30 protein-coding genes are annotated in these 24,748 nt (G+C 63.7%); 16 read left to right on the top strand and 14 right to left on the bottom strand.

Annotated features, from left to right (window positions below; translation table 11 throughout):
- The first annotated feature begins 1 nt into the window (after position 1).
- The 7 genes from rplR (at position 2) to map (ending at position 4,790) form a co-directional block, all read left to right on the top strand.
- Positions 2–385, top strand: coding sequence for a 50S ribosomal protein L18 (gene rplR / locus AC4EEO_RS04990; protein WP_018760446.1), 384 nt, complete (start codon positions 2–4; stop codon positions 383–385).
- A complete protein-coding gene (rpsE, locus tag AC4EEO_RS04995; RefSeq protein ID WP_018760445.1) occupies positions 382–1,098 on the top strand; it encodes a 30S ribosomal protein S5 in 717 nt (238 codons plus the stop codon). Before rplR ends, rpsE begins: the two co-directional genes overlap by 4 nt.
- Before the next feature lie 2 nt (positions 1,099–1,100).
- Positions 1,101–1,307, top strand: coding sequence for a 50S ribosomal protein L30 (gene rpmD, locus AC4EEO_RS05000; protein ID WP_018760444.1), 207 nt, complete (start codon positions 1,101–1,103; stop codon positions 1,305–1,307).
- Positions 1,308–1,793: a 50S ribosomal protein L15 gene (gene rplO, locus AC4EEO_RS05005; protein WP_013601817.1), complete on the top strand. Its 486-nt coding sequence runs from the start codon at positions 1,308–1,310 to the stop codon at positions 1,791–1,793.
- 211 nt (positions 1,794–2,004) lie between these two features.
- Positions 2,005–3,315 (top strand): preprotein translocase subunit SecY, encoded by a 1,311-nt coding sequence (gene secY, locus AC4EEO_RS05010; protein WP_026264301.1) that lies wholly within the window; start codon positions 2,005–2,007, stop codon positions 3,313–3,315.
- Between the two features lie 5 nt (positions 3,316–3,320).
- Positions 3,321–3,890 carry an adenylate kinase gene (locus AC4EEO_RS05015; protein ID WP_018760442.1) on the top strand — a complete coding sequence of 190 codons (570 nt, stop codon included), beginning with the start codon at positions 3,321–3,323 and terminating at the stop codon, positions 3,888–3,890.
- A 72-nt stretch (positions 3,891–3,962) separates the two neighbouring features.
- Positions 3,963–4,790, top strand: a complete 828-nt coding sequence (map, locus tag AC4EEO_RS05020; protein ID WP_491340020.1) for a type I methionyl aminopeptidase — start codon at positions 3,963–3,965, stop codon at positions 4,788–4,790.
- Positions 4,791–4,895: 105 nt separating this feature from the next.
- Here the strand turns inward: map and AC4EEO_RS05025 are convergent, their stop codons facing one another.
- The 3 genes from AC4EEO_RS05025 to AC4EEO_RS05035 are packed head-to-tail and all read right to left on the bottom strand — an operon-like array spanning position 4,896 to position 8,180.
- Positions 4,896–6,245: an ABC transporter substrate-binding protein gene (locus AC4EEO_RS05025; protein WP_285319137.1), complete on the bottom strand. Its 1,350-nt coding sequence runs from the start codon at positions 6,243–6,245 to the stop codon at positions 4,896–4,898.
- 58 nt (positions 6,246–6,303) lie between these two features.
- Positions 6,304–7,224, bottom strand: a complete 921-nt coding sequence (locus AC4EEO_RS05030; protein ID WP_491340021.1) for a carbohydrate ABC transporter permease — start codon at positions 7,222–7,224, stop codon at positions 6,304–6,306.
- Positions 7,221–8,180, bottom strand: coding sequence for a carbohydrate ABC transporter permease (locus tag AC4EEO_RS05035; protein ID WP_491340022.1), 960 nt, complete (start codon positions 8,178–8,180; stop codon positions 7,221–7,223). Before AC4EEO_RS05035 ends, AC4EEO_RS05030 begins: the two co-directional genes overlap by 4 nt.
- 216 nt (positions 8,181–8,396) lie before the next feature.
- Here AC4EEO_RS05035 and AC4EEO_RS05040 point away from each other — a divergent pair, with 216 nt between their 5' ends.
- The 8 genes from AC4EEO_RS05040 to AC4EEO_RS05075 all read left to right on the top strand — a co-directional run bounded on the left by AC4EEO_RS05040 (position 8,397) and on the right by AC4EEO_RS05075 (position 13,669).
- On the top strand, positions 8,397–9,371 hold the full coding sequence (locus AC4EEO_RS05040) for a P1 family peptidase (RefSeq protein WP_491340023.1): 975 nt from the start codon (positions 8,397–8,399) through the stop codon (positions 9,369–9,371).
- Positions 9,372–9,538: 167 nt separating this feature from the next.
- Entirely contained in the window at positions 9,539–9,760 is a 222-nt protein-coding gene (gene infA / locus AC4EEO_RS05045; RefSeq protein WP_009358723.1) for a translation initiation factor IF-1, read from the top strand.
- 70 nt (positions 9,761–9,830) lie between these two features.
- Positions 9,831–9,944, top strand: a complete 114-nt coding sequence (gene rpmJ / locus AC4EEO_RS05050; RefSeq protein ID WP_009358722.1) for a 50S ribosomal protein L36 — start codon at positions 9,831–9,833, stop codon at positions 9,942–9,944.
- Between the two features lie 184 nt (positions 9,945–10,128).
- A complete protein-coding gene (rpsM, locus tag AC4EEO_RS05055) occupies positions 10,129–10,503 on the top strand; it encodes a 30S ribosomal protein S13 (RefSeq protein WP_003803743.1) in 375 nt (124 codons plus the stop codon).
- A gap of 54 nt (positions 10,504–10,557) precedes the next feature.
- Positions 10,558–10,959 carry a 30S ribosomal protein S11 gene (gene rpsK, locus AC4EEO_RS05060; protein ID WP_018760435.1) on the top strand — a complete coding sequence of 134 codons (402 nt, stop codon included), beginning with the start codon at positions 10,558–10,560 and terminating at the stop codon, positions 10,957–10,959.
- A 130-nt stretch (positions 10,960–11,089) separates the two neighbouring features.
- The gene (locus AC4EEO_RS05065) at positions 11,090–12,100 is read left to right on the top strand and encodes a DNA-directed RNA polymerase subunit alpha (RefSeq protein WP_013601812.1); all 1,011 of its coding nucleotides are present in this window, start codon (positions 11,090–11,092) and stop codon (positions 12,098–12,100) included.
- Positions 12,101–12,167: 67 nt separating this feature from the next.
- Positions 12,168–12,743, top strand: coding sequence for a 50S ribosomal protein L17 (gene rplQ / locus AC4EEO_RS05070; protein WP_109044358.1), 576 nt, complete (start codon positions 12,168–12,170; stop codon positions 12,741–12,743).
- 32 nt (positions 12,744–12,775) lie between these two features.
- The gene (locus AC4EEO_RS05075; protein WP_491330284.1) at positions 12,776–13,669 is read left to right on the top strand and encodes a tRNA pseudouridine synthase A; all 894 of its coding nucleotides are present in this window, start codon (positions 12,776–12,778) and stop codon (positions 13,667–13,669) included.
- On the opposite strand, the gene AC4EEO_RS05080 is transcribed toward AC4EEO_RS05075, so the two are convergent.
- Positions 13,666–15,333 carry a sensor histidine kinase gene (locus tag AC4EEO_RS05080; RefSeq protein ID WP_491340024.1) on the bottom strand — a complete coding sequence of 556 codons (1,668 nt, stop codon included), beginning with the start codon at positions 15,331–15,333 and terminating at the stop codon, positions 13,666–13,668. The genes AC4EEO_RS05075 and AC4EEO_RS05080 overlap by 4 nt on opposite strands.
- A 252-nt stretch (positions 15,334–15,585) precedes the next feature.
- Here AC4EEO_RS05080 and AC4EEO_RS05085 point away from each other — a divergent pair, with 252 nt between their 5' ends.
- On the top strand, positions 15,586–16,398 hold the full coding sequence (locus AC4EEO_RS05085; protein WP_491340025.1) for a response regulator transcription factor: 813 nt from the start codon (positions 15,586–15,588) through the stop codon (positions 16,396–16,398).
- 8 nt (positions 16,399–16,406) lie between these two features.
- On the opposite strand, the gene AC4EEO_RS05090 is transcribed toward AC4EEO_RS05085, so the two are convergent.
- The 10 genes from AC4EEO_RS05090 to AC4EEO_RS05135 all read right to left on the bottom strand — a co-directional run bounded on the left by AC4EEO_RS05090 (position 16,407) and on the right by AC4EEO_RS05135 (position 24,406).
- The gene (locus AC4EEO_RS05090) at positions 16,407–16,883 is read right to left on the bottom strand and encodes an Hpt domain-containing protein (RefSeq protein ID WP_491340026.1); all 477 of its coding nucleotides are present in this window, start codon (positions 16,881–16,883) and stop codon (positions 16,407–16,409) included.
- 93 nt (positions 16,884–16,976) lie between these two features.
- Positions 16,977–17,864 (bottom strand): type II secretion system F family protein, encoded by an 888-nt coding sequence (locus AC4EEO_RS05095; RefSeq protein ID WP_461840496.1) that lies wholly within the window; start codon positions 17,862–17,864, stop codon positions 16,977–16,979.
- 7 nt (positions 17,865–17,871) lie between these two features.
- Positions 17,872–18,804: a type II secretion system F family protein gene (locus AC4EEO_RS05100; protein ID WP_491340027.1), complete on the bottom strand. Its 933-nt coding sequence runs from the start codon at positions 18,802–18,804 to the stop codon at positions 17,872–17,874.
- Positions 18,801–20,303, bottom strand: coding sequence for a TadA family conjugal transfer-associated ATPase (locus AC4EEO_RS05105; RefSeq protein WP_491340028.1), 1,503 nt, complete (start codon positions 20,301–20,303; stop codon positions 18,801–18,803). Before AC4EEO_RS05105 ends, AC4EEO_RS05100 begins: the two co-directional genes overlap by 4 nt.
- Complete coding sequence (locus AC4EEO_RS05110) at positions 20,303–21,496, bottom strand: CpaE/TadZ family protein (protein WP_491340029.1); 1,194 nt, start codon at positions 21,494–21,496, stop codon at positions 20,303–20,305. Before AC4EEO_RS05110 ends, AC4EEO_RS05105 begins: the two co-directional genes overlap by 1 nt.
- Positions 21,493–22,236, bottom strand: coding sequence for a Flp pilus assembly protein CpaB (cpaB, locus tag AC4EEO_RS05115; protein ID WP_491340030.1), 744 nt, complete (start codon positions 22,234–22,236; stop codon positions 21,493–21,495). Before cpaB ends, AC4EEO_RS05110 begins: the two co-directional genes overlap by 4 nt.
- Before the next feature lie 22 nt (positions 22,237–22,258).
- The gene (locus AC4EEO_RS05120) at positions 22,259–23,233 is read right to left on the bottom strand and encodes a pilus assembly protein TadG-related protein (RefSeq protein WP_491340031.1); all 975 of its coding nucleotides are present in this window, start codon (positions 23,231–23,233) and stop codon (positions 22,259–22,261) included.
- The gene (locus tag AC4EEO_RS05125) at positions 23,221–23,610 is read right to left on the bottom strand and encodes a TadE/TadG family type IV pilus assembly protein (protein ID WP_491340032.1); all 390 of its coding nucleotides are present in this window, start codon (positions 23,608–23,610) and stop codon (positions 23,221–23,223) included. Before AC4EEO_RS05125 ends, AC4EEO_RS05120 begins: the two co-directional genes overlap by 13 nt.
- Positions 23,611–23,745: 135 nt before the next feature.
- Positions 23,746–23,931, bottom strand: a complete 186-nt coding sequence (locus AC4EEO_RS05130; RefSeq protein WP_491340033.1) for a Flp family type IVb pilin — start codon at positions 23,929–23,931, stop codon at positions 23,746–23,748.
- A 283-nt stretch (positions 23,932–24,214) separates the two neighbouring features.
- A complete protein-coding gene (locus AC4EEO_RS05135) occupies positions 24,215–24,406 on the bottom strand; it encodes a Flp family type IVb pilin (RefSeq protein ID WP_491340034.1) in 192 nt (63 codons plus the stop codon).
- Between the last annotated feature and the right edge of the window lie 342 nt (positions 24,407–24,748).

The raw sequence follows: 24,748 nt of genomic DNA on the forward strand, positions 1-24,748 counted from the left end.
CATGGCCATCGCCATTAACAAGAAGCGTACGAACAAGAGCAAGGCAGCTGCACGCAGCCGCCGCCAGCTTCGTATCCGCAAGCGCATTGCCGGTACGGCTGCCCGCCCCCGTTTGGTGGTTAACCGCTCCGCACGCCACGTATTTGTCCAGGTTGTCGATGACAGCATTGGCCAGACCGTAGCAAGCGCGTCCACTCTGGAAGCTGACCTTCGTGCATTCGACGGTGACAAGACTGCCAAGGCCAAGCGCGTCGGCGAGCTCGTTGCCGAACGTGCAAAGGCTGCCGGTGTCGAGGCTGTCGTATTCGACCGTGGTGGTAACAAGTACCACGGCCGGATCGCCGCCGTCGCCGACGGTGCACGCGAAGGTGGGCTGTCACTGTGACCGAAGCAAACAAGGAAAAGGACACTGTGTCTGCAGATCAGAAGGCGCCCGAAGCCGCAGCTGCTGAGACCACTGCCCCCGCTGCCGAGGACCGCCGTGGTGGCGCCCGTCGCGGCGAGCGTGGAGACCGTGGCCAGGGCCGCGGCGACCGCGGTGGCCGTGGCGGCCGCGACGGTGGCCGTGAAGCCGAAAAGAACCAGTTCGTAGAGCGCGTTGTCACCATCAACCGCGTTTCCAAGGTCGTCAAGGGTGGTCGTCGCTTCAGCTTCACCGCTCTGGTGGTCGTTGGTGACGGTAACGGCATGGTCGGCGTCGGCTACGGCAAGGCCAAGGAAGTTCCCGCTGCTATCGCCAAGGGCGTTGAAGAGGCCAAGAAGTCCTTCTTCCGCGTTCCCCGCGTCGGCAGCACCATCCCGCACCGTGTTCAGGGTGAAGCCGCTGCCGGCGTCGTAATGCTGCGTCCGGCCTCCGCCGGTACCGGTGTTATCGCCGGTGGTCCGGTCCGTGCAGTACTGGAGTGCGTGGGTATCCACGACATCCTCTCCAAGTCGCTCGGTTCCTCCAACGCCATCAACATCGTTCACGCGACCGTTGATGCCCTGAAGCGCCTCGAAGAGCCGGCATCCGTGGCAGCACGCCGCGGCCTGCCGCTGGACGAGGTTGCTCCCCAGGCACTGGTGAAGGCCCTTCTCGCCCCGAAGGCAGGTGCCTAGTCATGGCTAAGAACCTGGTCCCCTCCGACGCTCAGTTGGAGATCACTCAGATCAAGTCCGCCATTGGCGGCAAGCAGAACCAGCGCGACACCCTGCGGTCGCTCGGCCTGAAGCGGATCGGACACACCGTTGTCCGCACCGCCGACGCCGTGACCGTCGGGATGATCAACACGGTTCCGCACCTGGTAAAGGTAGAGGAGGCGAAGTAAATGGCAGAGAACACTGCTGATAAGGCACAGGCTGCTGAGAAGCAGAACGCCCTGAAGGTTCACCACCTGCGTCCCGCTCCGGGTGCCAAGACCGCCAAGACCCGTGTTGGTCGTGGTGAGGCATCCAAGGGTAAGACCGCCGGCCGCGGTACCAAGGGTACGGCTGCCCGTTACCAGGTGAAGGCTGGCTTTGCCGGCGGCCAGCTGCCGCTGCACATGCGCCTGCCGAAGCTGCGCGGCTTCAAGAACCCGTTCCGGGTTGAGTTCCAGGTTGTAAACCTGGACAAGCTCAACGAGCTGTTCCCGGAAGGTGGCGCAGTCACCGTGGAGAACCTGGTCGAAAAGGGTGCCGTTCGCAAGAACCAGCCCGTCAAGGTGCTGGGCACCGGCGACATCACCGTCAAGGTTGACGTCACCGCCCACGCATTCTCGGCCAGCGCCGCAGAAAAGATTGCCGCAGCAGGCGGAAGCACCACCGCCCTCTAAAGGGACGGCGCCAGCTGTTGAACTCCCGGTATCCGCGGGCTTTGGCCCCGGATACCGGGAGTTTTTCATATCCGCCGGGCGATTTTTTCCTGCCTTCCGGCGCACCCCGGCCGGGATGGATTGTTCGCATCGCGCATCCAACCGTTAGACTCGGATGTCGGGATTTATCAAGTTCCGCAACCCCACTCTTATTGACACCACAGGAGGACGCTTGCTTAGCGCATTTGGCCGGGCCTTTCGCACGCCTGATCTGCGACGCAAGTTGTTGTTCACGCTGGGAATCATCACCATCTTCCGCTTGGGTGCTTTCATTCCCTCGCCCGGTGTGAACTACCAGAATGTCCAGCAATGCTTGCATAACGGTCAGACTGCCGGCGGGCTGTACCAGCTCGTCAACCTTTTCAGCGGCGGCGCGTTGCTCCAGGTGTCCATCTTCGCCCTGGGCATCATGCCGTACATCACGGCCAGCATCATCGTCCAGCTGCTCCGGGTGGTCATTCCCCGGTTCCAGCAGCTCTACGACGAGGGCGCATCGGGCCAGTCCAAGCTGACCCAGTACACCCGCTACCTCACCATCGCCCTGGGCCTGCTCAACGCCACCACTTTGGTGTCCCTGGCCCGCTCCGGCCAGCTTCTGCCGGGCTGCCAGCTCCCGGTGATCCCGGACACGAGCATCATCACCACCATCCTGATCATCATCACCCTCACGGCCGGCACCGGCCTGATCATGTGGATGGGCGAGCTCGTCACCGAAAAGGGTGTGGGCAACGGCATGTCGCTGCTGATCTTCACCTCTATCGCAGCGCAGTTCCCCACCTCGCTCGGCGCGATCTGGACCTCCCAGGGACCGGGGACTTTCTTCCTCGTCCTGGTGGTGGGCCTTCTCACGGTTGCCCTGGTGGTCTTCGTGGAACAGTCCCAGCGGCGCGTTCCGGTCCAGTACGCCAAGCGGATGATCGGCCGCCGGACCGTGGGCGGAACCAGCACCTACATTCCCATCAAAGTGAACATGGCCGGCGTCATTCCGGTGATCTTCGCTTCCTCCATGCTTTACATTCCAGGGCTGATCGCACAGTTCAACCAGCCTCGAAACGGCGAGCAGCTCCAGCCGTGGGTTGAATGGATCAACAACAACCTGACCCGCGGTGACCACCCGATCTACATGGCGGTTTACTTCCTCCTGATCGTGTTCTTCACCTACTTCTACGTCGCGATTACCTTCAACCCTGAAGAAGTCTCGGACAACATGAAGAAGTACGGCGGCTTCATTCCAGGTATCCGCGCCGGCCGGCCGACCGCGGACTACCTGCAGTACGTGCTCTCGCGAATCACCCTGCCCGGCGCCCTCTACCTGGGTTTCGTGGCACTGATTCCACTGGTGGCACTGGTACTGATCAACGCAAACCAGAACTTCCCGTTCGGTGGCACCTCGATCCTGATCATGGTGGGCGTTGGCCTGGAGACCGTCAAGCAAATTGATGCGCAGCTACAACAACGTCACTACGAAGGGCTTTTGCGATGACGAGAATGCTGATTATTGGACCTCCCGGTTCCGGAAAAGGAACGCAGGCGGAGCGGATTTCAGAACGCCTTGGCGTTGTGGCCATCTCCACCGGCGACATCTTCCGCGCCAACGTGAAGGGCGAAACCCCGCTCGGCATCGAGGCGAAGAAGTACATGGACAACGGTGACTTCGTGCCGGACAGCGTGACCAACAAGATGGTCCGCGACCGGCTGGGCGAATCCGACGTCGAAAACGGCTTCCTGCTGGACGGCTACCCGCGCACCACCGCGCAGGTGGACTATCTTGACGAGATCCTCGCCGACGGCGACGAGAAGCTCGACGTGGTGCTGCAGCTGACGGCCGACGACGAGGAACTGGTTCACCGCCTCCTGGGCCGGGCCAAGGAAACGGGCCGGAGCGACGACAACGAAGCCGTCATCCGCCACCGCCTTGACCTCTACCACGAGCAGACGGAGGCCGTAGTGGCGAAGTATGCCGAGCGTGGCATCCTGACCCAGGTGGACGGGATCGGTCCCATCGACGAAGTAACCAACCGCGTGATGCAGGCCATCAAGGCCGCACAGGCAGCCTGACCCAAGGCGCCACGGTTATCGAGGCTCCTCCCGGAATCCGGGAGGAGCCTCAGCCATTTGAAAGGACACACCATGGCCTTCGGCCAACCCCGCATCGAATTCAAGAACAACGCCCAGATGCGCACCATGCATGAAGCAGGACTGGTCCTCAGCCGCGCGCTGGACGCCGCCGTCGCCGCCGCGGTGCCTGGCGTCACCACCAAGCACCTGGACGACGTCTTTGCAGCGGTCCTCAACGAAGCGGGCGCGAAATCCAACTTCCTGGGCTACCACGGCTTCCCGGCCGCCATCTGCACGTCCGTGAACGAGGAAGTGGTCCACGGTATCCCGGGCAGCCGGGTCCTGCAGGACGGTGACATTATTTCCATCGACGGCGGGGCAATCGTCAACGGTTGGCACTCCGATTCCGCGCGGTCCGTGATCGTGGGCACAGCGGATCCGGAAGACCTGCGGCTCTCCGACGTCACCGAGGCAGCCATGTGGCGTGGCATCGCGGCGCTGGCTACGGGAAGCCATGTGGGCGATATCGGTGCCGCCATCGACGATTACGTCTCTTCCATTCCGGGCAAGCCCCTGGGCATCCTGGAGGACTACGTTGGCCACGGCATCGGCTCCGAGATGCACATGGCCCCGGACGTGTTGAACTACCGCACCAACCACCGGGGACCGAAGATCAAGCCGGGCCTGTGCCTTGCCATCGAACCCATGCTGGTCCGTGGCGGCATCGACACCGCGGTTCTTGAGGACGACTGGACCGTGGTCACCACCGACGGCAAGCGGTCCTGCCAGTGGGAGCATTCGGTTGCTGTGCACGAGAAGGGCATCTGGGTGCTTTCGGCCCCCGACGGCGGCGCGGAGCACCTGGTGCCGCTGGGCGTCACACCCGTCCCCATCCCTTAGCCCGACCCGCCAAGAGCGGTACGACGCGAGTCTTCCTCAGCGACACACAAAAGCCCTGGCGAACCCAAAACGGCGTTCGCCAGGGCTTTCGCGTGTCGAAAAGCGCTAAGCCTTCAGCTTCGGCTTCACATCCCGGTCGTAGATTCCCTGCAGGGTGCTCTTCAGGTCCGTCATGGAGGACTTGACCTCGCCCTGCTGGGTGAGGATCTTCGCGGCAGCCTTGGCCATCTCCTGGTCTGCGCCCGGCAGGAACACCCGGGCGTTGTCCTGGACCTTCGTGACGGCCAGTTGGTCCATTGCCGTTTTGATCTGCGGCGTCTTGGCCAGGACCGCCGTCATGTCGGCAGACTTGCGGGTGGGCATGTAGCCGGTGGCGGCAGAGAACTCCGCGGTGCTCTCCGGCTGCGTGATGAACTTCAGGAACGTACCCGCGGCCAGCTGTTCCTCCTTGGTGATCCCGCTCGGAATGCCCAGGCCGGCGCCGCCGGTGGGGCATACGTTGGACTGCGCCTTCGGGCCGCCCGGCAGGAAGCCTACGCCCACATTGAACTTGGCGGACTTCAGGATTCCCAGCAGCGAGCCGGTGGAGGAAATAGTGGTGGAGGTCAGGCCGGCGGAGAAATCGTCAGCGGCTTCCTTGGAGGAGACGCCCGCCCACTTGTCCTTGTAGATCGAGTCCTGGGCCCACTGCAGCGCCGCCACGGACTCGGTTGAGTCGCACGTGATGTCCCATTCGTTGGACCAGCCGCCGCCCCAGCCCCACAGCATGTTCTGCAGCGTCCACCCCGCATAGCCGGCCAGGGCCGGGTAGATGTAGGCGTACTGGGCGCCGGAGCTCGCCTTCAGCTTGGGTGCCCATTCCCCGAACTCGTCCCAGGTCTTGGGGGCGCGGTCGGGCAGGCCCGCGGCGGCGAAGTGATCCTTGTTGTAGTAGAACAGGGGCGTTGAGCGGCCGTAGGGGAGGGCCCACTGCTTGCCGTCGTATTTGTAGTCGTCCACCAAGGACTTCTGGAAATCGTCCATCTTCATGTCCAGCTGCTTGGTGAGGCTGTCGACGGGGATGATGCTGCCGTTGGTGTAATAGCGGAACCACCAGACGTCGGACAGGACCACGACGCCGGGGAGGCCCGACTTGGCCGCCTGCGCGGTCTGGAATTTCTGGGCGATCTCCTCATAGTTGGCGCCGGCCGTAACCAGGTTGACCGTGATGTCCGGGTTCTGGGCGTGGAATTTGTCGATCAGGCTCTTTTCGACGTCCTGGGACTGGCCAGGGTGGCTGGACCAGAAGTCGATCTTGGCCGCAGGCTTTACCCCGCTGAAGTCGATGTCGGCCGCTTGGGACGTGGCCTGGCCGCCGCCGGTGGTTGAGGGTCCGCCGCATGCTGCCAGGGCGGCCGCGGAGGCGGTAGCCCCTGCCAGGCCCAGGAAATGCCTCCGGTCCAGATGCAATGCCATGAGAGTTCCTTTCGGTTGTTGCCTTGTGGAAGGTGGAAGTTCGACGGCGGCCGGCAGCTTAGCCGGTCACGCTGCCTTGGGTGAGGCCCGCCACGATGTAGCGCTGCAGGGCCGCGAAGATGATCAGGATGGGCACGATGACCAGGACGGCACCGGCCATGAGCACGCCCCAGCCGGCGGCGTTGCTCTCACTGTTTTGCAACAGCGTCAGGCCCACCGGGAGGGTCATGGTCTCCGGCCGGTCCGTGATGATCAGCGGCCAGATGTAGTCGTTCCATTCGGTCACAATGGTCACCAGCGCCACCGTGGCGATGGAGGGGACCGAGACCGGAACCACGATCTGCCACAGCCGGCGCCAGTGCCCGGCCCCGTCCATTTCCGCCGATTCCAGGATGGAGGCGGGCAGGGTCCGGAAGTGTTGGCGCAGCAGGAAGGTGCCGAACGCGGTGCCGAGGCCCGGCAGGATGATGCCCCACAGGGTGTTCTTTCCGCCGATCCCGGCGATCAGGATGAAGTTGGGCAGGATGGAAACCTGCGGCGGCACCATGAGGGCCACCAGGATCAACAGGAAGATGAAGTTCCGGAACGGGAAGCGGACAAAGACCAGCGCGTACGCCGTCAGGATCGCGAGCAGCACCTTGATGGTGGCCCCCGCCAGGGTAACGATGGTGCTGTTCAGGAAGAACTGTCCAAACGGGACGGTGGTCATGGCGGTCCGATAGTTCTCCAGGTTCAGGCTCTCCGGGAGGATCTTCAGGTCCGTGGTGACAATCTCCCCGGAGGACTTGAAGGAGCTGAGGACCATCCAGAGCAGGGGCAGGAACACCACCAGCGTGGCAATGAGCAGCGGCAGGTAGCCGCCAACAATCGTCTGGACAAGGTTTCGGCGCGAAAAGGGGCGGTCGGGGCGGAGGGCCGGATCCGGCGTCGACACCGCCGGGGCCGCCGGGTCCGAGTTGACCGGTGATAGGGACGTCACGAGTAGTGCACCTTTCGTTCCACGAAGCGCAGCTGCAGCACGGTGATCACCAGGAGGATGGCAAACAGCACCACGGAAATGGCTGCCGAATAGCCGGCCCGGTTGTACGCCCCGAACGCTTGGAGGTAGGCCTCGTAGATCAGGGTGCTGGTGCCGGCGCCCAGCGGCGTCATGATGCGGATGAGGTCAAAGGCCTGCAACGAGCTGAGCATGGTGGTGATGAGGAGGAAGAACGTGGTGGGGGACAACAGCGGCAGCGAGATGCTCAGGAAACGCCGGAACCCGTTCGCACCGTCGAGGGATGCAGCTTCCATGACGTCCTTCGGCAGGGACTGCAGCCCGGCAAGGTACACCACGGCGCAATAGCCAAGGTTCTTCCAGACGTACACCAGGATCACCATGACCAGCGACAACTGGGGGTCGTTGATCCACTGTGGGCTCTGCTGGCCGATGCCGCGCAGCAGCCAGGCGAGGACGCCGTAGCCGGGGTCGAAGATGAACAGCCACACCAGGCCTACGCCCACGCCGGAGAGCACGTAGGGCGCAAACACGGCGGACCGGGCAAACGTGGTGCCACGGATCTTCCCGTTCAGCGCCACCGCCACCAGCAGGCCCAGCAGCATGGATCCGCCCACCGTCACCACGGCGAACACGGCGGTGGTCCCCAGGACCTTGGGGGCGTCATTGCTGGTGAAGAAGGTGGCGTAGTTGGCCAGGCCCACGACGGTGGCGGTGGGGGAACCCAGCGTCCAGTCCAGCGTGGAGTAGTACATGTTGCTGATCAGCGGACGGTAGGTGAAGACGGCGATCAGCACCAGGTTGGGCAGCGCCATGGCAAGGAAAACAAAGAAGTCCCGGCGGTTCCTTGCGGTCCACCGCCGGTGCGGAATTTTCGCTGCGGGTCCTGGCGGCCGCTTGGGCTTGGCGGACGGATGCGGGGCGAGTTGACGGGTCATGCGTGTCTCTCCCGGGTCGGGAGCCTGCTCGTGGCGGGCACTGGCTGAATCTAGGGACTAACTACACCAGACCGTCAGTGGGCTGAAGCCCGCATTTGCCCTTCTCGAAGGACTGTTATCCGAGGCTTCGTCGCCCGTTAACGCTGTGTTGGATGCAGTCTCGCATAAAGTTTGCCCTTGCGGCAGGGGCGCGCCCGCGACGTGCAGAATAGGGGCATGGGAACCATTGCAGACGTCCCGGGCATCCGGGTAGGCCACCACCAGCGGACCGGCGATGGCTGGCTGACCGGAGTCACGGTGGTCCTGCCGCCGCCGGGCACCAAGGGGTCGGTGGACGTCCAGGGCGGCGGCCCCGCCACCCACGAAACGGATGCGCTCGACCCCACCACGCTGGTCAGCACCGTGGATGCGGTGGTCTTGGCCGGTGGCAGCGCCTACGGGCTTGCCGCCGCCGCCGGCGCCCAAGCCTGGTGCGAGGCCAACGGCCGCGGGTTCGCCGTGCCCGGGGGAGTCGTGCCCATCGTTCCGGCAGCCGCGATCTTCGACCTTGGCAGGGGTGGCGACTTCGCCGCACGGCCGACGTCGGACATGGGCTTCGCGGCAGCCGCCGCCGCGTCGGCACAACCGGAGGGGCACGACGTCGAGCGCGGCAACGTCGGTGCCGGCACCGGAGCCCTCATCGGCAGGGGACAGTTCAAAGGTGGCGTGGGAACAGCATCGGTCATGCTGGAGAACGGCGTAGTTGTGGGTGCGCTGGCCATAGTCAACGCACTCGGGCTCCCCGTGGGTGGGCTTGTCGAGAACCGAACCCTGGATTCCGACAGGCTCCATCACCGGGAGGACAAGCCGGGACGTCCGGCGCCGTTGAACACCACCCTGGTCGTCGTGGCCACCAATGCCGTGCTGGATGCGGCGGAGTGCAAGCGCACGGCATCTGCCTCACACGCCGGGATTGCCCGGGCCCTGAATCCGAGCCACACCCTCGCCGACGGGGATACCGTATTCTGCCTCGCGTCCGGCGCCCTGGCGCTGGACCGCACGGACGAAGCCGCCCGGCAAACCAGCCTCATTTCGCTGCAAAGCGCGGCAGCCGACGTCGTCCGCCTGGCCGTCCTGGACGGCGTGGCCAGCGCGGAGGCCGTGACCACTCCTGCGGGTGCGTATGGTGCATACGGCGACCGGATGCGCTAGCATGGCTGGATTTAACTTTCGCCGCCAGATGGCGTAGTGTTGTCTGTTGGTTGTCTGGACTGCCGCGCCCTTTTGGGCTTGGAGATGGCAATCGATCCAACAAAAACGTTCGTAGTCATGTCCGGTGCAATCCGGCGGGGCTGCGGCAACAACAGTTAGCGGAGGGTATGGCCAAGAAGGACGGGGTCATTGAGATCGAAGGCGTTGTGACCGAGGCGCTGCCTAACGCGATGTTTCGCGTTGAGCTCACCAACAAGCACATCGTTCTGGCACACATCTCTGGAAAGATGCGTCAGCACTACATCCGGATCCTCCCCGAGGACCGCGTAGTGGTGGAGCTGAGCCCGTACGACCTCACCCGTGGTCGTATCGTCTACCGCTACAAGTAAATTGCTGGGCAGCTGCAGCGCATGCTGACTGCTGCTCCAGCTGACCAACTGTTACACGCAAAGGAACGCCATGAAGGTCAAGCCGAGCGTCAAGCAGATCTGCGAAAAGTGCAAAGTGATCCGCCGTAACGGCCGGGTCATGGTGATCTGCGAGAACCCGCGCCACAAGCAGCGCCAGGGCTAATTTCCTTCCCTGAAGGAAATCCTGGGTTGCTAACCCACGCAAGTAAATAAAGGCAGCACAAGCTGATCTGGAACATTGAGCTCGAAAGAGTCCGGACAGCTAACCCCCGGTCGGAGGCTGGGGCCGTACGGAATGTGCGGGTGTACTGCCTACGACCTCCGGTTTATCAAGGAGTACTGCCACTATGGCTCGTCTCGCTGGCGTAGACATTCCCCGCGAAAAGCGGCTGGAAATTGCGCTTACTTACATCTACGGCGTGGGCAAGACCCGTGCACACGAAACCCTGGCTGCCACGGGCATCAGCGCTGACGTTCGCGTCAAGGACCTGACTGACGCCCAGCTGGTTGAGCTGCGTGACTACATTGAAGGCAACTACAAGGTTGAGGGTGACCTTCGCCGCGAAGTAGCAGCAGATATCCGCCGCAAGGTTGAAATCGGCAGCTACGAAGGCCTGCGCCACCGCAAGGGCCTGCCCGTACGCGGTCAGCGTACGAAGACCAACGCACGTACCCGCAAGGGCCCGAAGCGTACCGTCGCCGGCAAGAAGAAGGCCCGTTAAAATCCCCGCTCGGGATTTACGGACTTTCCCCAATAACTTTCTGTAGGAGAAAAAATGCCCCCGAAGACTCGTGGCGCGGTTCGCAAGCCGCGTAAGAAGGACAAGAAGAATATCGCGCTTGGCCAGGCGCACATCAAGAGCACCTTTAACAACACCATCGTTTCCATCACGGATCCCTCCGGTGCTGTTATTTCCTGGGCTTCCTCTGGCGAGGTTGGCTTCAAGGGCTCGCGCAAGTCCACCCCGTTCGCTGCCCAGATGGCTGCCGAAGCCGCTGCCAAGCGTGCGCAGGAGCACGGCATGCGCAAGGTTGACGTTTTCGTCAAGGGACCGGGTTCCGGGCGCGAAACCGCAATCCGTTCGCTGCAGGCCGCAGGCCTCGAGGTTGGCTCCATCCAGGACGTCACCCCCGCAGCGCACAACGGCTGCCGCCCGCCGAAGCGCCGCCGCGTCTAATTCTTTTCCGCAGCAGGAGCTTGCCCGGACCAGTGATGGCCCGGGCAAGCCCAGCGCGTTAAGTCTTCAGACCGAATTTCCACCACCTGTGTTGCGTCATATAGCGGATGCTCGCCGAAAGGAAACCTAAGTGCTCATTGCACAGCGCCCCACCCTCTCCGAAGAGGTAGTCTCCGAAAACCGTTCGCGGTTCATCATCGAACCGCTGGAACCGGGCTTCGGCTACACCCTCGGAAACTCCCTCCGCCGTACCCTGCTCTCCTCCATCCCCGGTGCTGCCGTAACCAGCATCCGGATCGATGGTGTGCTGCACGAGTTCACCACGGTTCCGGGTGTCAAGGAAGATGTCACCGAGATCATCCTTAACATCAAGAGCCTGTCGGTTTCCTCCGAGCACGACGAGCCCGTCGTGGCTTACCTGCGCAAGCAGGGCCCCGGAGTCGTCACCGCCGCGGACATCGCTCCGCCGGCCGGCGTCGAATTCCACAACCCGGATCTGCACATCGCCACGCTGAACTCGAAGGGCAAGTTCGAACTCGAACTGACCATCGAGCGCGGCCGCGGCTACGTTTCGGCAGCTCAGAACAAGTCCGGCGACGCAGAGATCGGCCGTATCCCGGTCGACTCCATCTACTCGCCGGTCCTGAAGGTTACTTTCCGCGTGGAAGCAACCCGTGTTGAGCAGCGCACCGACTTCGACAAGCTGATTGTCGACGTCGAGACCAAGCAGGCCATCGCCCCGCGCGATGCCGTCGCTTCCGCAGGCACCACCCTGGTGGAACTGTTCGGTCTGGCCCGTGAGCTGAACACCGCAGCTGAAGGTATCGAGATCGGCCCGTCGCCCACCGACGCTGCCCTGGCAGCCGACATGGCACTGCCGATCGAGGATCTGGACCTCACCGTCCGTTCCTACAACTGCCTCAAGCGTGAGGGCATCCACACCGTGGGTGAACTCGTTGCCCGCTCCGAGGCCGACCTGATGGACATCCGCAACTTCGGTGCAAAGTCCATTGACGAGGTCAAGGCAAAGCTGGTTGAACTGGGCCTGTCCCTCAAGGACTCGCCTCCCGGTTTTGACCTCGCAGCACGCGCCGCAGCAATCGAAGAGGACGACGCCGCCTTCGGCGACGACGAACTCTAAACCAGACCTTGGCCGCGGGCAGCACCATGGTGTGCCGCCCACGGCTTCCACATGAGGAGAAACAATTATGCCTACCCCCACTAAGGGTCCGCGCCTCGGAGGCGGCCCGGCTCACGAGCGCCTCATGCTCGCGAACCTGGCAGCATCCCTGTTCGAGCACAAGCGGATCACCACCACGGTGACCAAGGCCAAGCGCCTGAAGCCGTACGCAGAGCGCCTGGTGACCTTCGCCAAGCGTGGCGACCTCGCTTCCCGCCGCCGCGTTCTTGGCCTGATCAGCAACAAGGGCGTCGTCCACGAGCTGTTCACCGACATCGCCCAGGCAGTGGAGAACCGTGACGGCGGCTACACCCGCATCACCAAGATCGGCAACCGCAAGGGCGACAACGCTCCCATGGCTGTCATCGAACTGGTCCTGGAGCCGGTTTCCGCCAAGCAGGCCGTCGTAGCCGAGGCTACCTCTGCCGCCAAGCGCGACGCCGACAAGAAGGAAGCTGCCGCTGCCGCTCCGGCTGCCGAAGAGGCTCCGGCCGCTGAGGAAGCTGCCGCAACCGAAGAAGCACCTGCTGCCGAGGACGCCGCAACCGAAGAGGCTCCGGCCGCTGAGGAAGCTCCGGCTGCCGAGGAGAAGGACGCGAAGTAATTCGCTGACCTGCTTCGCATAGACTTAGGTCTGTGAACCACCAAAAACCCGCGGCCCCCGTCTTAGGGGGCGGCGGGTTTTTGCGTCTCCGGCTTGATCTTTCGTACGACGGCGGACCCTTCAGCGGGTGGGCGTTGCAGCCGGGCCTGCGGACGGTCCAGGGAGTCCTTGAGGAAGCGATCGAGCTGGTGGTGCGCCGCGCGGTCCGGGTCACCGTGGCCGGCCGCACCGATGCCGGCGTCCACGCCCGCGGCCAGGTGGTCCACCTGGACCTCACTGAAGCTGAATGGCTGGCACTGCCGCGCGGGCACGAACTCGATCCCGCCGTCGCCCTGCTGCGCCGGCTCCGTGGCGCGCTGAACCGTGCCCTGGGCGACCTCCACGGCGCCGTCGAAGTCCATGACATCGCGTTGGCGCCTGTGGGCTTCGACGCCCGCTTCTCGGCCCTCTGGCGGCGCTACAGCTACCGGATCGCGGACGGACCAGCCCTCTGGGATCCGCTGGCACGGTACTTCACGCTGTGGCACAAGAATCCGCTGGATGTTGGCCTGCTCAACCAGGGTGCCTCGCAGCTGCTGGGCCTGCAAAATTTCCTGTCGTTCTGCAAGCCGCGCGAAGGTGCCACCACCATCAGGGAGCTGCAGCGCTTTGAGTTCGCCCGCGGTGACGACGGCGTCATCGTGGCCACCGTGCAGGCCGATGCGTTCTGCCACAACATGGTCCGGGCCTTGGTGGGTTCGGCCCTTTACGTGGGGGAGGGCACCGTGGAACCGGGCTGGCTGCACGAACGGTTGCTCCTGCAGAAACGGGACGCCAAGTCAGTTTTGGCCGCCCCGCATCCGCTGGTGCTGGAGGAAGTGGCGTACCCGTCCGACCACGAACTGCTGGCCCGCGCGGAACAGACACGGGCCCTGCGCCAACATTAGAACGACGGCGGTGGGCCCTCGGCCGGCAACGTCACCGTGAAGGTGCTGCCTTGGCCTTCGCCGCTCTGGCACGTGATGGTGCCGCCATGCCGCTCCACGATCATTCGGGTGATGGACAGGCCGAGCCCGGCACCGGGTATGGCGGCCTGACGTGCGGATTCGGCGCGGAAGAATCTGTTGAACACCCTGGCGGCGTCCTCCGCTGACATCCCCATGCCGGTGTCCTTGACGCTGAGTGAGACCCACTGGGCGTCCGCTTCGGCGCTGATGCTCACCGTGCCGCCGTCGGGCGAGTATTTGATGGCGTTGGACACCAGGTTGTCCAGTACCTGGCCGATCCGGAGCGGATCCGCGTAGGCCCAGAGCGGTGAAGGGACGTCCGCGGCGAACTCCACGTGGGACCGCTGCGCCGACGCCTGCGCAGAACCGAGGCTGGTCTCCACCAGGCTGGCGAGGTCGGTCCGTTTCGGGTGGACGTTCATGGTGGTGGATGCCGAGGCCGTCAGGTCAGCCACGAGGTCGATCATCCGCTCCGCGTTGCGCTGCACCACCAGCAGGCGTTTGGCTGCGTGCGGCGGCAGGTCGGCGACGTCGTCGAGAACCAGGTCCACGTTGCCGATAATCGAGTTCAGCGGGTTCTTGAATTCATGCGACACGTTGGACACCAGGTCCTGGTTTGCCGCCAGCGACTCGACCCAGCCCGTCACATCGCTGTACACCACCACGGCGCCGGTGAGCTTGCCGTCTTCGCTTACCAGGGGACGGGCCGCGGTGGAGACTGCCCGCTGTTCCGGGCCCTCGCCCGCCCACACCAGGTAGTCGGCAAATGATTCCCCGGCCATCGCCCGGCTGATGGGCCGCCGGTCCGGTGGAAGCAGGGTCCGCCGGTCCTGGCCGTAGATCAGCTGGTGACCCCGGCCGGGGAATTCGTCGTCGGCGCCTGTGACCCGGCGGAAGTTGCGCTGCCGGCTGTTGGAGACCAGGAAGTGGCCTGAGCGGTCGACGGCGGCTATGCCGACGTCGGTGGCGTCCAGCACCGTTTCCAGCAGCTTCTCCCGTTCCCGGCTTGCGGCCAGCAGCTCACGGAGTTCCCGGTCCTTTTCGGCGAGTTCGCGTTGCTGCAGCCGCAGGTTCACGCTCGCGAAGCGGATGGCCAGGGAAACGGCGAGCATCATGAGGGGGAAGAGGACCACGGTGGTGAGGTCCGAGGCCGTGACGGACGGGAGGTGGGTCACGGTTGGCGGGACCATGATCAGGAAAGGGCCCACAAAGCTGAGCACCAGGCTGGTCCGGGTCAGCATTCCTGAGGCGGACAGCCAGATCACCGGGAAGACCACCAGCACGGCCAGGCCAGGCAGCAGCGGTGCGGCACCGTTGCGGAGGAACCCGATGGCCGCGAAGTCCAGTACCGGGATGATCAGGTAGGCCCGGTGCGTCAGGCGTTCCCAGGGGACCAGGAAACAGGCGAGGAACAGGATTGCGTGCAACGCAATGCCGGCCAGGTACAGGGGGCTGTGCGTGAGCGAGGGCCAGGCGAAGGGTGTGGCTACGGCAATGATGGCCACTATGACCGTGATGGGGAGTTGGCACAACGCCACTTGGGCGCGGGTTCCCAGCCTGCGGAAGATGCGGCCGGGTCCCCGGTGGAACAATGGCTCAGCCATGTTTCTGACTCGTACCCCTTTACCTGTGGAAAGCAAAGTGCCCGGGAGGCCTTCTTTACTGCTCCCATACCGGGCAGGTACCCCTTTCCGCCCGTATTGCACATGTCTTGTCATAATAATTGACTTTTCAATTTTTAGGGCTGTTGCGGATGTCATCAGCAGGGCTTACTAGTAGCGTATAAATGGTTGGAGCGGGTATGGCATTGGCGCTGGGCCAATGGGGGGCCATCTCCGCCTGGCGCAGGGATAGCAATGGACGATCTTGGTGTAGCTGTGGTCATCGAAGATGACGCCGATGTGCGGAACCTCCTTGAAGGTGTTTTGACCCAGGCGGGCTTTGAAGTGCATACAGCTGATGATGGGCGGTCCGGGGTAGAGGTGGTCCGCAGCAAGCAGGCCAACGTTGTGACTCTCGATATCGGACTGCCGGACATTGACGGGTTCGAGGTCTTGCGGCGGATCCGGACCTTCAGCAACGCCTACGTGGTGATGCTGACGGGGAGGACTGAGGAACCGGACCTCTTGTCAGCCCTGAACACCGGGGCTGATGACTACATAGCCAAGCCGTTCAGGCCCAGGGAGCTCCGTGCCCGGGTGGCGGCAATGATGCGCAGGCCACGCCAGGAGGTTAACGGGCCGCGCCCGTCACCTGCCGCGTGGGGCCAAGCAGCGGCTCCTGCCGCATGGGGCCAAGCAGCGGCTCCTGCCGCCGCGCCCGCCGAGTCCGGAATCCTGCAGCACAACGGGCTTCGCCTGAACCACCGGACGCGCACCGTGGAAGTCAGGGGGGAGCCGCTGGGCCTGACGCGCAGCGAATTCGACCTGCTCCATGTGCTGCTGAAAGGTGGCGGCGCCGTGTGTACCAGGGCTGACCTGGTGCGGGCGGTCCGCGGGGAGTTCTACGACCATGACACCTACATCAGCGAAGCGGACGAGCGGGCCGTCGAAGTCCATGTGGGAAACCTGAGGCGCAAGCTCAAGGAGGACCAGCTGGCGCCGCGCTGGCTGCAGACGGTCCGCGGGGTGGGGTACAGGCTCGCGCCGCGGCGGCCCGACGACGCCTGACCGGACAGCTACCCCTGCTCGAGGATGAAGGTTGACTGGAGCTCGGACACCGTCCGCGCGCCGTCATGGGCAACGCCGGCCATCATGGCCCGCCCTTGGACGAAGTCGCCTTGCCGGATCAGGGCTTCGAGGACCTCGGCGAGCTTGGCCAGCCGAATACCGCCCACCATTGCGGAACTGATTTTGAGGCTGATTACCGCGTCAAGGGCTGAGGCCTCGTCCTGGCTGTCGACTGCTGTTCCGAGCCGAGCCAGGCGCGTGTCCCACATGGCGGCGTAATCCCGGGCGAAGCGCCGGGCCAGCCCGGACCCTGCGAGTTCGTCGTCGAGTTCATCCAGCACGGATGCATCAATGAGAGGCAAGAGAGAGGCCGCCTTCAGCGAATGGGCCGCACCTGCGGCTGGAATGGACGGCGGCGCGATCCCGGCCGGCGGCAAATCCGCAGCGGGGCTGTTTCCGCTGGAGCCGGGATCGGGATTGTGCATTGTCCAAGGCTACTTCCTGGAAATCCTTCAGTGACCTGTTTCGGATGATTCTGTGTAAACCTTGAGGCAACCTTGCCGCCATGCTGAGCAACCCTACTGGCCAGTAAAGGTGGCGATGGTATTTATGACGGCCGGTCCCAAAATGGCAATAAAGAGCACCGGAAATATAAAGAACAACAGCGGGAAAAGGATCATAACGGGCAGTTTCATGGCCTTTTCCTCGGCCCGCTGGCGCCGCTTGACGCGCATGACCTTGGCCTGGACGCGCAGTACCCGGCTGATGGCGATTCCATACGTGTCGGCCTGCACCACGGCCTGCACGAAGCTGCGCAGTTCGGGAATGCTGGTCCGCTCCGCCAGGGCGATGTAGGACTCCCGGCGGCTGCGCCCCACCTGCATGTCCTGCAGGGTGCGCACCAGTTCCTCGGCAAGGGGGCCCTTGCCGTTCTCACCGGCCCGTGCCATGGCGCCCTCGAAGCCCAGCCCGGCTTCCACCGAAATGAGCATCTGGTCCAGGGTGTTGGCAAGTTCCAGCTGCATGGCCTTCTGCCGTTCCGACCCTTTGCTGTAGAGCATGAGGTCCGGGATGAAGTAGCCAAGAACCATGACGAAGAGTCCGGCCAGCTTCATTATCGGTGAGCTGCCGATCGAGGTCAGGTAAAGGCCAACGGCCGCGCCGGCCACACCAAGTCCGAGCTTGGACCCCAGCACCTTTCCGAGCGGCATGGATGCAGGCCGCCCGGCCAGGGCCAGGAGCCGGTCAAGGAAGGCGACGTAAGCGGGGGGAGTCAGGCGCCTGCCCAAGGCCTCGAGGAGTCCCGGCCCTGTTCCGGCGGGGGCGGCGGCAGTGGGCGGCGCACCACGCGAGAGCAACTCGGCGGCGGCGATCCGGCCCTGCTTGTCCACGGTCAGGACGGACCAGGTTAATGCGGCCAGGGGCAGGCAGACCAGCAGGATTGAAAGCACGACGGTCAGGTTCATGGCTTCCTCAGAACTTCAGGTCGATAATCTTGCGCATCCACAGCGCACCGATGGTCATCAGGACGAACGAGGCACCGATCATCACCCAGCCCAGGGGGTGGGTAAACATCGAATTCATGTAGTTGGGACTGACGGACAGCAGCATCGCCACGATGCCGAACGGCATGGCGATGAGGATGTAGGCCGAGAACTTGCCTTCGGCGGCCAATGCCTTGATGTGGCCCTTGATCTCCGCGCGCTCGCGGATGGTCTCGTTCACCTGGTCCAGCACTTCGGCCAGGTTGCCGCCCACCTCACGGTTGATCTGGATGGCTTGCGAGATCCACACAAAGTCCTCGTTCTTCATCCGTTCGGCGGTGTCGTTCAGTGCTGCCAGAAGGTCGCGGCCCAGGCTGGTCTCGGTGATCACGCGGCGCATCTCTTCCGAGGTGGGTTTTTGCGATTCCATGGCCGCGGCGTCGATGGCGCGCAGGATGCTGTGTCCGGCGCGCAGGCCGCCGGAGAGCAGTTGCAGGGTATCGCCGAGCTGACCGTCGAACGCAGCCCGGCGCTTGCCGGACAGGAACCCGAGGACAAGCTTGCCGGCGAACGGCGCCAGGAGCGCGAGGAGCAGCCCTGCCAGGGGTCCCACGGTGACAATGCCCACCAGCATTCCCACGCACGCTCCGATCCCCACCAGCAGGAAGAATTCCGCCTGGCTCAGCCGCAGCCCCGCGTTCTCCAGTTCCGCCCGGGAGAAGAGGTTAACGTTCCGGCCGGCGAGCAGCCGTTCGAAGGACTTGACCCCCGAGAGGGCCAGACGCGTCAGGGAGGACGGCGGCTGGGGTTCAAAGGGACGACGGCGGTCCAGCGGCACCGAGGGGGCACCCGGCAGGAGGACTGCGACGCCGAGCAGGCAGATTGCCGCCAGCAGGATGACGGCTCCAATGCCGATGATCATGAGTGTTGCCCCTGCTTCGCGCCCGGTGACAGCGGGCCGGCGAAAACTCCCGGCGAGACATGGATGCCAAGGTCCTCGAACCGGTCGATGAACCGGGGACGGATGCCGGTGGCTACGGGCTTGCCCATGAAGCGGCCCTGGGCGTCCACGCCTGCGGAGTAGTCGAAGACGAACGCGTCCTGGAGGGTGACGATGTCGCCTTCCATCCCCTGGACCTCGGTGACATGGGTAATGCGGCGGGACCCGTCGCGGAGCCTGGAGATCTGCACGATCAGGTTCACCGCGGAGGCGATCTGTTCACGGATGGCCCGCAGCGGAAGGTCCATGCCGGCCATCAGCACCAGGGTTTCGAGGCGGGCAACGGCGTCGCGGGGCGAGTTGGAGTGCACGGTGGACAGGGAGCCGTCGTGGCCGGTGTTCATTGCCTGCAGCATGTCCAGCGATTCGCCGCCACGGACCTCGCCCACCACGATCCGGTCCGGACGCATACGGAGGGAGTTGCGGAGCAGCTCACGGATGGTCACCTCGCCTTTGCCTTCGGTGTTGGGCGGCCGGCTTTCCAGCCGGACCACGTGGTCCTGCTGGATCTGCAGTTCCACGGCGTCTTCGATGGTGACGATCCGTTCATCGTGCGGCAGGAAGGAGGACAGCACGTTCAAGAGGGTGGTTTTGCCCGTACCCGTGCCGCCGGAGACGATGATGTTGAGCTTGGCCTTGACGCAGGCGTTGAGCAGCTCCGCCATTTCCGGGGTGAGCGTGCCGAAGTCAATGAGGTTGCGGACGGTCAACGGGGTCTTGGAAAACTTTCGGATGGTCAGCGAGGAGCCGCCAACGGCCAGCGGGGGGATGACGGCGTTGACACGGGAGCCGTCTTCCAAACGTGCGTCCACAAGGGGGGAAGACTCGTCGATGCGGCGGCCCACCTTGGACACGATCCGTTCGATGACTTTGCGGAGGTGTTCCTCTGAGCTGAAGCGCGACTCGGTAAGTGTCAGCTTGCCCTTCCGCTCGACGTAGATCTGGTCCATCCGGTTGACCATGATCTCGGTGACGGCGGGGTCGTCCAGCAGGCGCTGCAGGGGACCGTAGCCCAGCACGTCGTCAGCCACGTCGCGGACCAGGCGGGCGCGTTCCTCTGCGCTGAGCGGCACCTGCTCTGCATCGATGATGCGGGTGAGCTCATCCTTGGCGGTGCTCCGCAGTTCCTGCTCGGTGACGGCGGCGTCGTTGAAGCGCGCTCCCATTCGCTCGAACAGTGCGGTGGCCGCCCTGTCCTTCATGGCTGCGAAGACGTCCACGCCAGGTGCCTTGGGCACAAAGGAGGTGCCGGCGTCGTGCGTTGAATGCACGACGGCGGCGTGGGCGGGAAGGCGTTTTTCCGTACCGTCGGCGGTGGCCGGGACAGGCGCGGGGGCCGGGTTTGGAGACTCAAGCAGCGCGGTGCCGGCCGGTACCGCGGGACGGCCCTGGGCTGCGTTGATGCGTTCGGAGAGTTTCATCAGATAACCACCCTTCGGTGAAGCTTCCGTTGGGCCTGCGTGCGCCAGGCCGGGTTGAAGCGCTGGACCAGTTGGCGGAGGCTCTTGACGGCCGGGTCCTTCTTGGAGTCCTGGAGGACGGGGATGCCGCGGTTGGTGGACAATGCCACGGCCCGGGAGCGGGGGACGCTGACGTCCACGGGGGCGCCAATGGTGGATTCGACGTCCCGGACGTTCAGGCCTGCTTTGGCGTCGGCCATGTTCAGGACCACGTGGCGGGATTCGGGCATGATGTCCAGTTGGCGGAGGACTTCCAGGCCGGAACGGAGGCCGCGAAGGCTGGGGATGTCCATGGCACTGACCCAGACCACGTCAGTGCATTTTTCCATGGCGGCCAGCCCGATTTCCGGCATGCCGGGAGCGGTGTCCAGCACCACGTACTGGAACTCCTGGGCCAGCTGGTCCAGCAGGTGGCTGACCTGGTCCGGGGTGATGTGGTCCGCATCCACCGGGTTGGGTGGGGCGCACAGGGCGTAGATGCCGGCCGGGTGCACGGTGAGGAAGGCCTTGAGGACCAGGGAGTCCTGGGCTGCGGCCGGGGTGACGGCATCGGTGACGGTGTGTTCGGGGTTGAGGTAGAGGCCGGAGGCGACGTCGCCGAACTGCAGGTCAAGGTCAACGATGACCACGCTCATGGGCGCCACCTGGCCCAGGCCGATGGCAATGTTGGTGGCCAGGGTGGTCTTGCCGACGCCGCCCTTGGGGGAGAAGACGCCGATGACCAGGCCTTTGCCGCTCCCCGGCTGTTGCGCCTCCGGGCCGCGGTGCCGGGTGGCGAACGACTGGCAGGCGCGCTCCAGCAATACCCGGATTTCGGCGGCGTCCGCCTGGGGGCTGAGGATGTCGCGGATACCCGCCCGCATGGCGTGCAGCAGGCCGGCGGGGTCAACGTCGCTGACCAGGACCAGGCTGAGGCCGGGCAGCTGGACGTCGAAGACCTTGGCGAACCGGAGTGCTTCCTCGTACGGGACATCCGGGCCGATGATGAGCACCTCGGGCTGCTCCTGGTTCAGGAGGGCGAACAGTTCCGCAGGGCCCGCCGGAAGGATATCGCTCGAGATGGTCTGGACATTGCCGCGCAGGCCGTTGGCGACGGCGGCGCGCAGCTTCTGGTCAAAGTCGCCGTTGGGGGAGAGAAGGACGAAGCGGCTCACTTGTACACCGTGTCCTTCCTGGCGATGAAGCCGCCGTTGTCCTGGGCGTCCAGGGGTTCCTTGGTGAGCCAGAGATCGCCGTTGTTTGAGGAATAGATGATCTTGGTGGCGTCGATATCGCTGACGGCAACGGTGACCATGAACGACCCCTGCGGGAGGGTGGTGTCCTGCGGGTTGGTGCCGTCCGTGGGCTTTGCGCTGGGTTGCGGGGCACGCTGGACGGCGGTGACGAGGACTTTTCGGAGGGTGAGCTGGGTGGTGGCCTCGCCTGCTTTTGCCTTCTCCGCAGCGAAGCTGAAACCAATGCCTACATGGTCGCCCGCGTCGATCCTGCCGCCCACCACGCGCTTGGGTTCAAGCTCAAAGGTGACTTCCTGCATGCCTGTGGGCACTTTGATGGCAGCACTTGACTTAGCGTCCGCCGGATCAACCAGACGTTCGGCCAGAAGTTGCTCGCCGGGGACGAGGTCAACCGCGGCCACCTTGCCGGCTGAGGCCTCAAGGGTCTTCAGAGCGGTCCTTGAAACGGCGGTTGCCGGTACCTGTTGTTCGGTAACGGACGCCTTTACGATATCGAGGGAGGAACCCGCCGGTACGGCCTTGGTCACCACAAGCACCCCGACGGGATCCATGTCCTTCATGGCGCGGGCATCGGCGCCCTGGGCGTACGCGATGATGAGGACCGCTCCGATGATGGCCAGCACCACTGCTGATACACCGGCCAACATACGTGACTTCACTGACTGCTCCTGTTGCTTCTGGCTAGGGGGTGAGGCGTACGATCGAGGTCCCATAATTTGGGACGCTTCCCAGCGCGAACGCTTGAGCCAAGGACACGAACTTGACGAAATAGCCGCGGATTGTTTTGTTCTGGATATTGCCGCCGGTGGACCAGTTGTAGCTGGCAAAGTGGTAACCGGTGACGTGGAACGCGGCGAAGCCCTTCACGTAGTACTTGACGGCGGTGCCAGTGCCTGTCGCCAGATCAAAAAGCGGGAGGAGGACAGTCTGATCGTTCATCTGGTTGAAATCGGTGGCAGTGCAGGTTGACGGGGCGCTGGCACCCGGGTCACTGTCGAACCAAATCCCTGGGTCGTTCGACTGGCCTGCGGTCATGGTGACCGAACAGCTTGTCCCGGTGGTGGTGATCCAGCCGAATCCGCCCGGAAGTTTGTTATTGCACGCGGGTGTTTGTTGATCCAGTACCTGAACAGTGCCGGTTGATCCGTCGGCGGGGATGTCAAGCTTGCAATAGGCGATTGCCAGAGGCAGGATTGCCGGGCCCTTGGCGGGGGTGCCCCATTGTGCTTTGGAGGTTGCGTTCACTTCGGCCGATGAAATGCCGAGCGCGCGGGCGAAAAACAGCGACACCTGGTTGGGAGTCTTGCCGGCTTCCTGGGCACCCGCCGTGACCGTCACGGACTGGTTAGGCAAATCGACCGATGTTGCCTTCATGTTGGTGAGGCCGTCGTTTGCGTTGCCATTGGCAAGGCTCGCAGCCAGCGCGGAGGTACTTGTGCAGTCCGGGTCAGCGGTGCTCTTGGCGCACTTCTGAGCGATGGCGAGCGCAGCGGCGTCAGCGCCGTTTCGAACTTGAGTACGTTCTGAATACATCATCGAGACATCAACCGCCACGGCGGCGAAACCAAGGAGAGCCACCATCATGATTGCCACGATGACACTGACGGCACCCTGTTCAGAGCGGGAATTTTTGCGGATCTTCTTCAGCCGCCGCACAACATGGCTCCTTGGCCAGTCATAGTGAACGGTCCGGCTATACCCGTCAGCGTCGACAGTGTGTAGGTGATGGTGACAGCAATCCGGTTACCTGATGAGCAGGTTGTAGTGCCCGTGTCGAGGTTCTTGAAGGTGATGTTTGCATCAGCGAGAACGGGATTTAGGGAGACGGCCGTGTTTTCAGCTGCCGCCCGAGACGCCGCGGGATCATTGGTGATGGCCATCACCCGCACGCCTTCCCGTGCTGCGGCTGAGAGGGATGCCTGGGCGTTGTAGGCCCGGCTGAACTCCATGATGCCAAGAAGCATCGTGATGAGGACAGGAACGATGATGGCGAACTCAACGGCCGCCGCCCCGCGTTCTGATGACCTCACCATGTGCGGCTTTCCTCTCTAATCACTTTTGCGATGTGTCGATTTCCACGCGTGAAACAGTTTGTGCGGTGCAGTTGAGCTGCACCGCACAAACAGCCCGCCATGACAGGCTTGGGGGTCTTGCTTTAGGGGCCGGCTTCAGAGATTGGACGTGACGCCGGTGAACATGGTGTTCAGTTGGCCACCCAAGGTGCTTACAGCGACGATGATGACGACGGCGATGAGTCCGACCATGATGCCGTATTCGACAGCTGTTGCGCCCTTTTCTTCGTGGAGGCGGTTCTTGAGGTTGAGGGTATGAAAGGCGGCGAAGAGAGACAGCATTTGTTAACTCCTGAGCGAGTAGGCTTGACTGGCCCTGCACCAGCACTATGACGAATCTTGTGGGGCCTGATGCGGTGTTGACCGGGTCTTACAGGATCATTACGTGGAATCCCTGACGAAAACGTCGCCTGGTCGGCTGTACCGTTCTCGTCGCGGGAACCTGTTTCCTGGGCACAGGCCTTGCGTAAGTACAAGTGCCCAGTGCAAAAGATCTCCGCTTCGGTCACTTCAACGGGTTGGGTTCGGCGACGTCGAGCAGACAGTGCCAGGCCGTTCGTCCGAGCTAGAGCTTGGCTGTGACGCCGGTGAACATGGTGTTCAGCTGGCCACCCAAGGTGCTCACAGCGACGATGATGACAACTGCGATGAGTCCGACCATGATGCCGTATTCGACTGCTGTTGCACCCTTTTCGTCCTGAAGGCGGTTCTTGAGGTTGAGGCCGAGGGTCTGAAGGGTGGCGATGAGAGAAAGCATAATGAACTCCTGAGCGAGTGGTTTCCGGCTGGCCCTGCACCAGCACTACGACGAAGTTAGCAACGCTTGATGCGGTGTTGACCCGGTCTTGCAGGATCCTGTGCAAAGGCTTTTCAAGGTGTATCTTTCCTGCGCAATTGCGTGGAAAACCCTGCGGAACCGGACGCCTGCAGATTGGGAAGGCAAACCGGGCACCGGGAATAAGGTGGTCCCCGCTACCGGCTATTGTTGCGGTCACGCCGGTGAAGTTGGTGTTGAGCCGGGCTCCCAACGCGCTCACGAAGTAGCAACGAATTCCGCGCGCCGGCGCGCATCGTGGCACATCCCGGCTAAGGCTTCATG

The sequence above is a fragment of the Pseudarthrobacter sp. MOO13 genome (genome assembly GCF_058267655.1).

Bases quoted from the DNA above. Each gene is read 5' to 3' on its own strand.
- infA (WP_009358723.1), top strand. From the start codon at position 9,539: ATGGCCAAGAAGGACGGGGTCATTGAGATCGAAGGCGTTGTGACCGAG.
- AC4EEO_RS05130 (WP_491340033.1), bottom strand. From the start codon at position 23,931: ATGCTGTCTCTCTTCGCCGCCTTTCATACCCTCAACCTCAAGAACCGC.
- rplR (WP_018760446.1), top strand. From the start codon at position 2: ATGGCCATCGCCATTAACAAGAAGCGTACGAACAAGAGCAAGGCAGCT.
- rpmJ (WP_009358722.1), top strand. From the start codon at position 9,831: ATGAAGGTCAAGCCGAGCGTCAAGCAGATCTGCGAAAAGTGCAAAGTG.
- AC4EEO_RS05085 (WP_491340025.1), top strand. From the start codon at position 15,586: ATGGACGATCTTGGTGTAGCTGTGGTCATCGAAGATGACGCCGATGTG.
- rpmD (WP_018760444.1), top strand. From the start codon at position 1,101: ATGGCTAAGAACCTGGTCCCCTCCGACGCTCAGTTGGAGATCACTCAG.
- rpsM (WP_003803743.1), top strand. From the start codon at position 10,129: ATGGCTCGTCTCGCTGGCGTAGACATTCCCCGCGAAAAGCGGCTGGAA.
- AC4EEO_RS05080 (WP_491340024.1), bottom strand. From the start codon at position 15,333: ATGGCTGAGCCATTGTTCCACCGGGGACCCGGCCGCATCTTCCGCAGG.
- AC4EEO_RS05040 (WP_491340023.1), top strand. From the start codon at position 8,397: ATGGGAACCATTGCAGACGTCCCGGGCATCCGGGTAGGCCACCACCAG.
- AC4EEO_RS05125 (WP_491340032.1), bottom strand. From the start codon at position 23,610: ATGGTGAGGTCATCAGAACGCGGGGCGGCGGCCGTTGAGTTCGCCATC.
- map (WP_491340020.1), top strand. From the start codon at position 3,963: ATGGCCTTCGGCCAACCCCGCATCGAATTCAAGAACAACGCCCAGATG.
- AC4EEO_RS05105 (WP_491340028.1), bottom strand. From the start codon at position 20,303: ATGAAACTCTCCGAACGCATCAACGCAGCCCAGGGCCGTCCCGCGGTA.
- AC4EEO_RS05035 (WP_491340022.1), bottom strand. From the start codon at position 8,180: ATGACCCGTCAACTCGCCCCGCATCCGTCCGCCAAGCCCAAGCGGCCG.
- AC4EEO_RS05015 (WP_018760442.1), top strand. From the start codon at position 3,321: ATGCTGATTATTGGACCTCCCGGTTCCGGAAAAGGAACGCAGGCGGAG.
- AC4EEO_RS05135 (WP_491340034.1), bottom strand. From the start codon at position 24,406: ATGCTTTCTCTCATCGCCACCCTTCAGACCCTCGGCCTCAACCTCAAG.
- AC4EEO_RS05100 (WP_491340027.1), bottom strand. From the start codon at position 18,804: ATGATCATCGGCATTGGAGCCGTCATCCTGCTGGCGGCAATCTGCCTG.
- AC4EEO_RS05025 (WP_285319137.1), bottom strand. From the start codon at position 6,245: ATGGCATTGCATCTGGACCGGAGGCATTTCCTGGGCCTGGCAGGGGCT.
- rpsK (WP_018760435.1), top strand. From the start codon at position 10,558: ATGCCCCCGAAGACTCGTGGCGCGGTTCGCAAGCCGCGTAAGAAGGAC.
- rplO (WP_013601817.1), top strand. From the start codon at position 1,308: ATGGCAGAGAACACTGCTGATAAGGCACAGGCTGCTGAGAAGCAGAAC.
- AC4EEO_RS05090 (WP_491340026.1), bottom strand. From the start codon at position 16,883: ATGCACAATCCCGATCCCGGCTCCAGCGGAAACAGCCCCGCTGCGGAT.
- rplQ (WP_109044358.1), top strand. From the start codon at position 12,168: ATGCCTACCCCCACTAAGGGTCCGCGCCTCGGAGGCGGCCCGGCTCAC.
- AC4EEO_RS05095 (WP_461840496.1), bottom strand. From the start codon at position 17,864: ATGAACCTGACCGTCGTGCTTTCAATCCTGCTGGTCTGCCTGCCCCTG.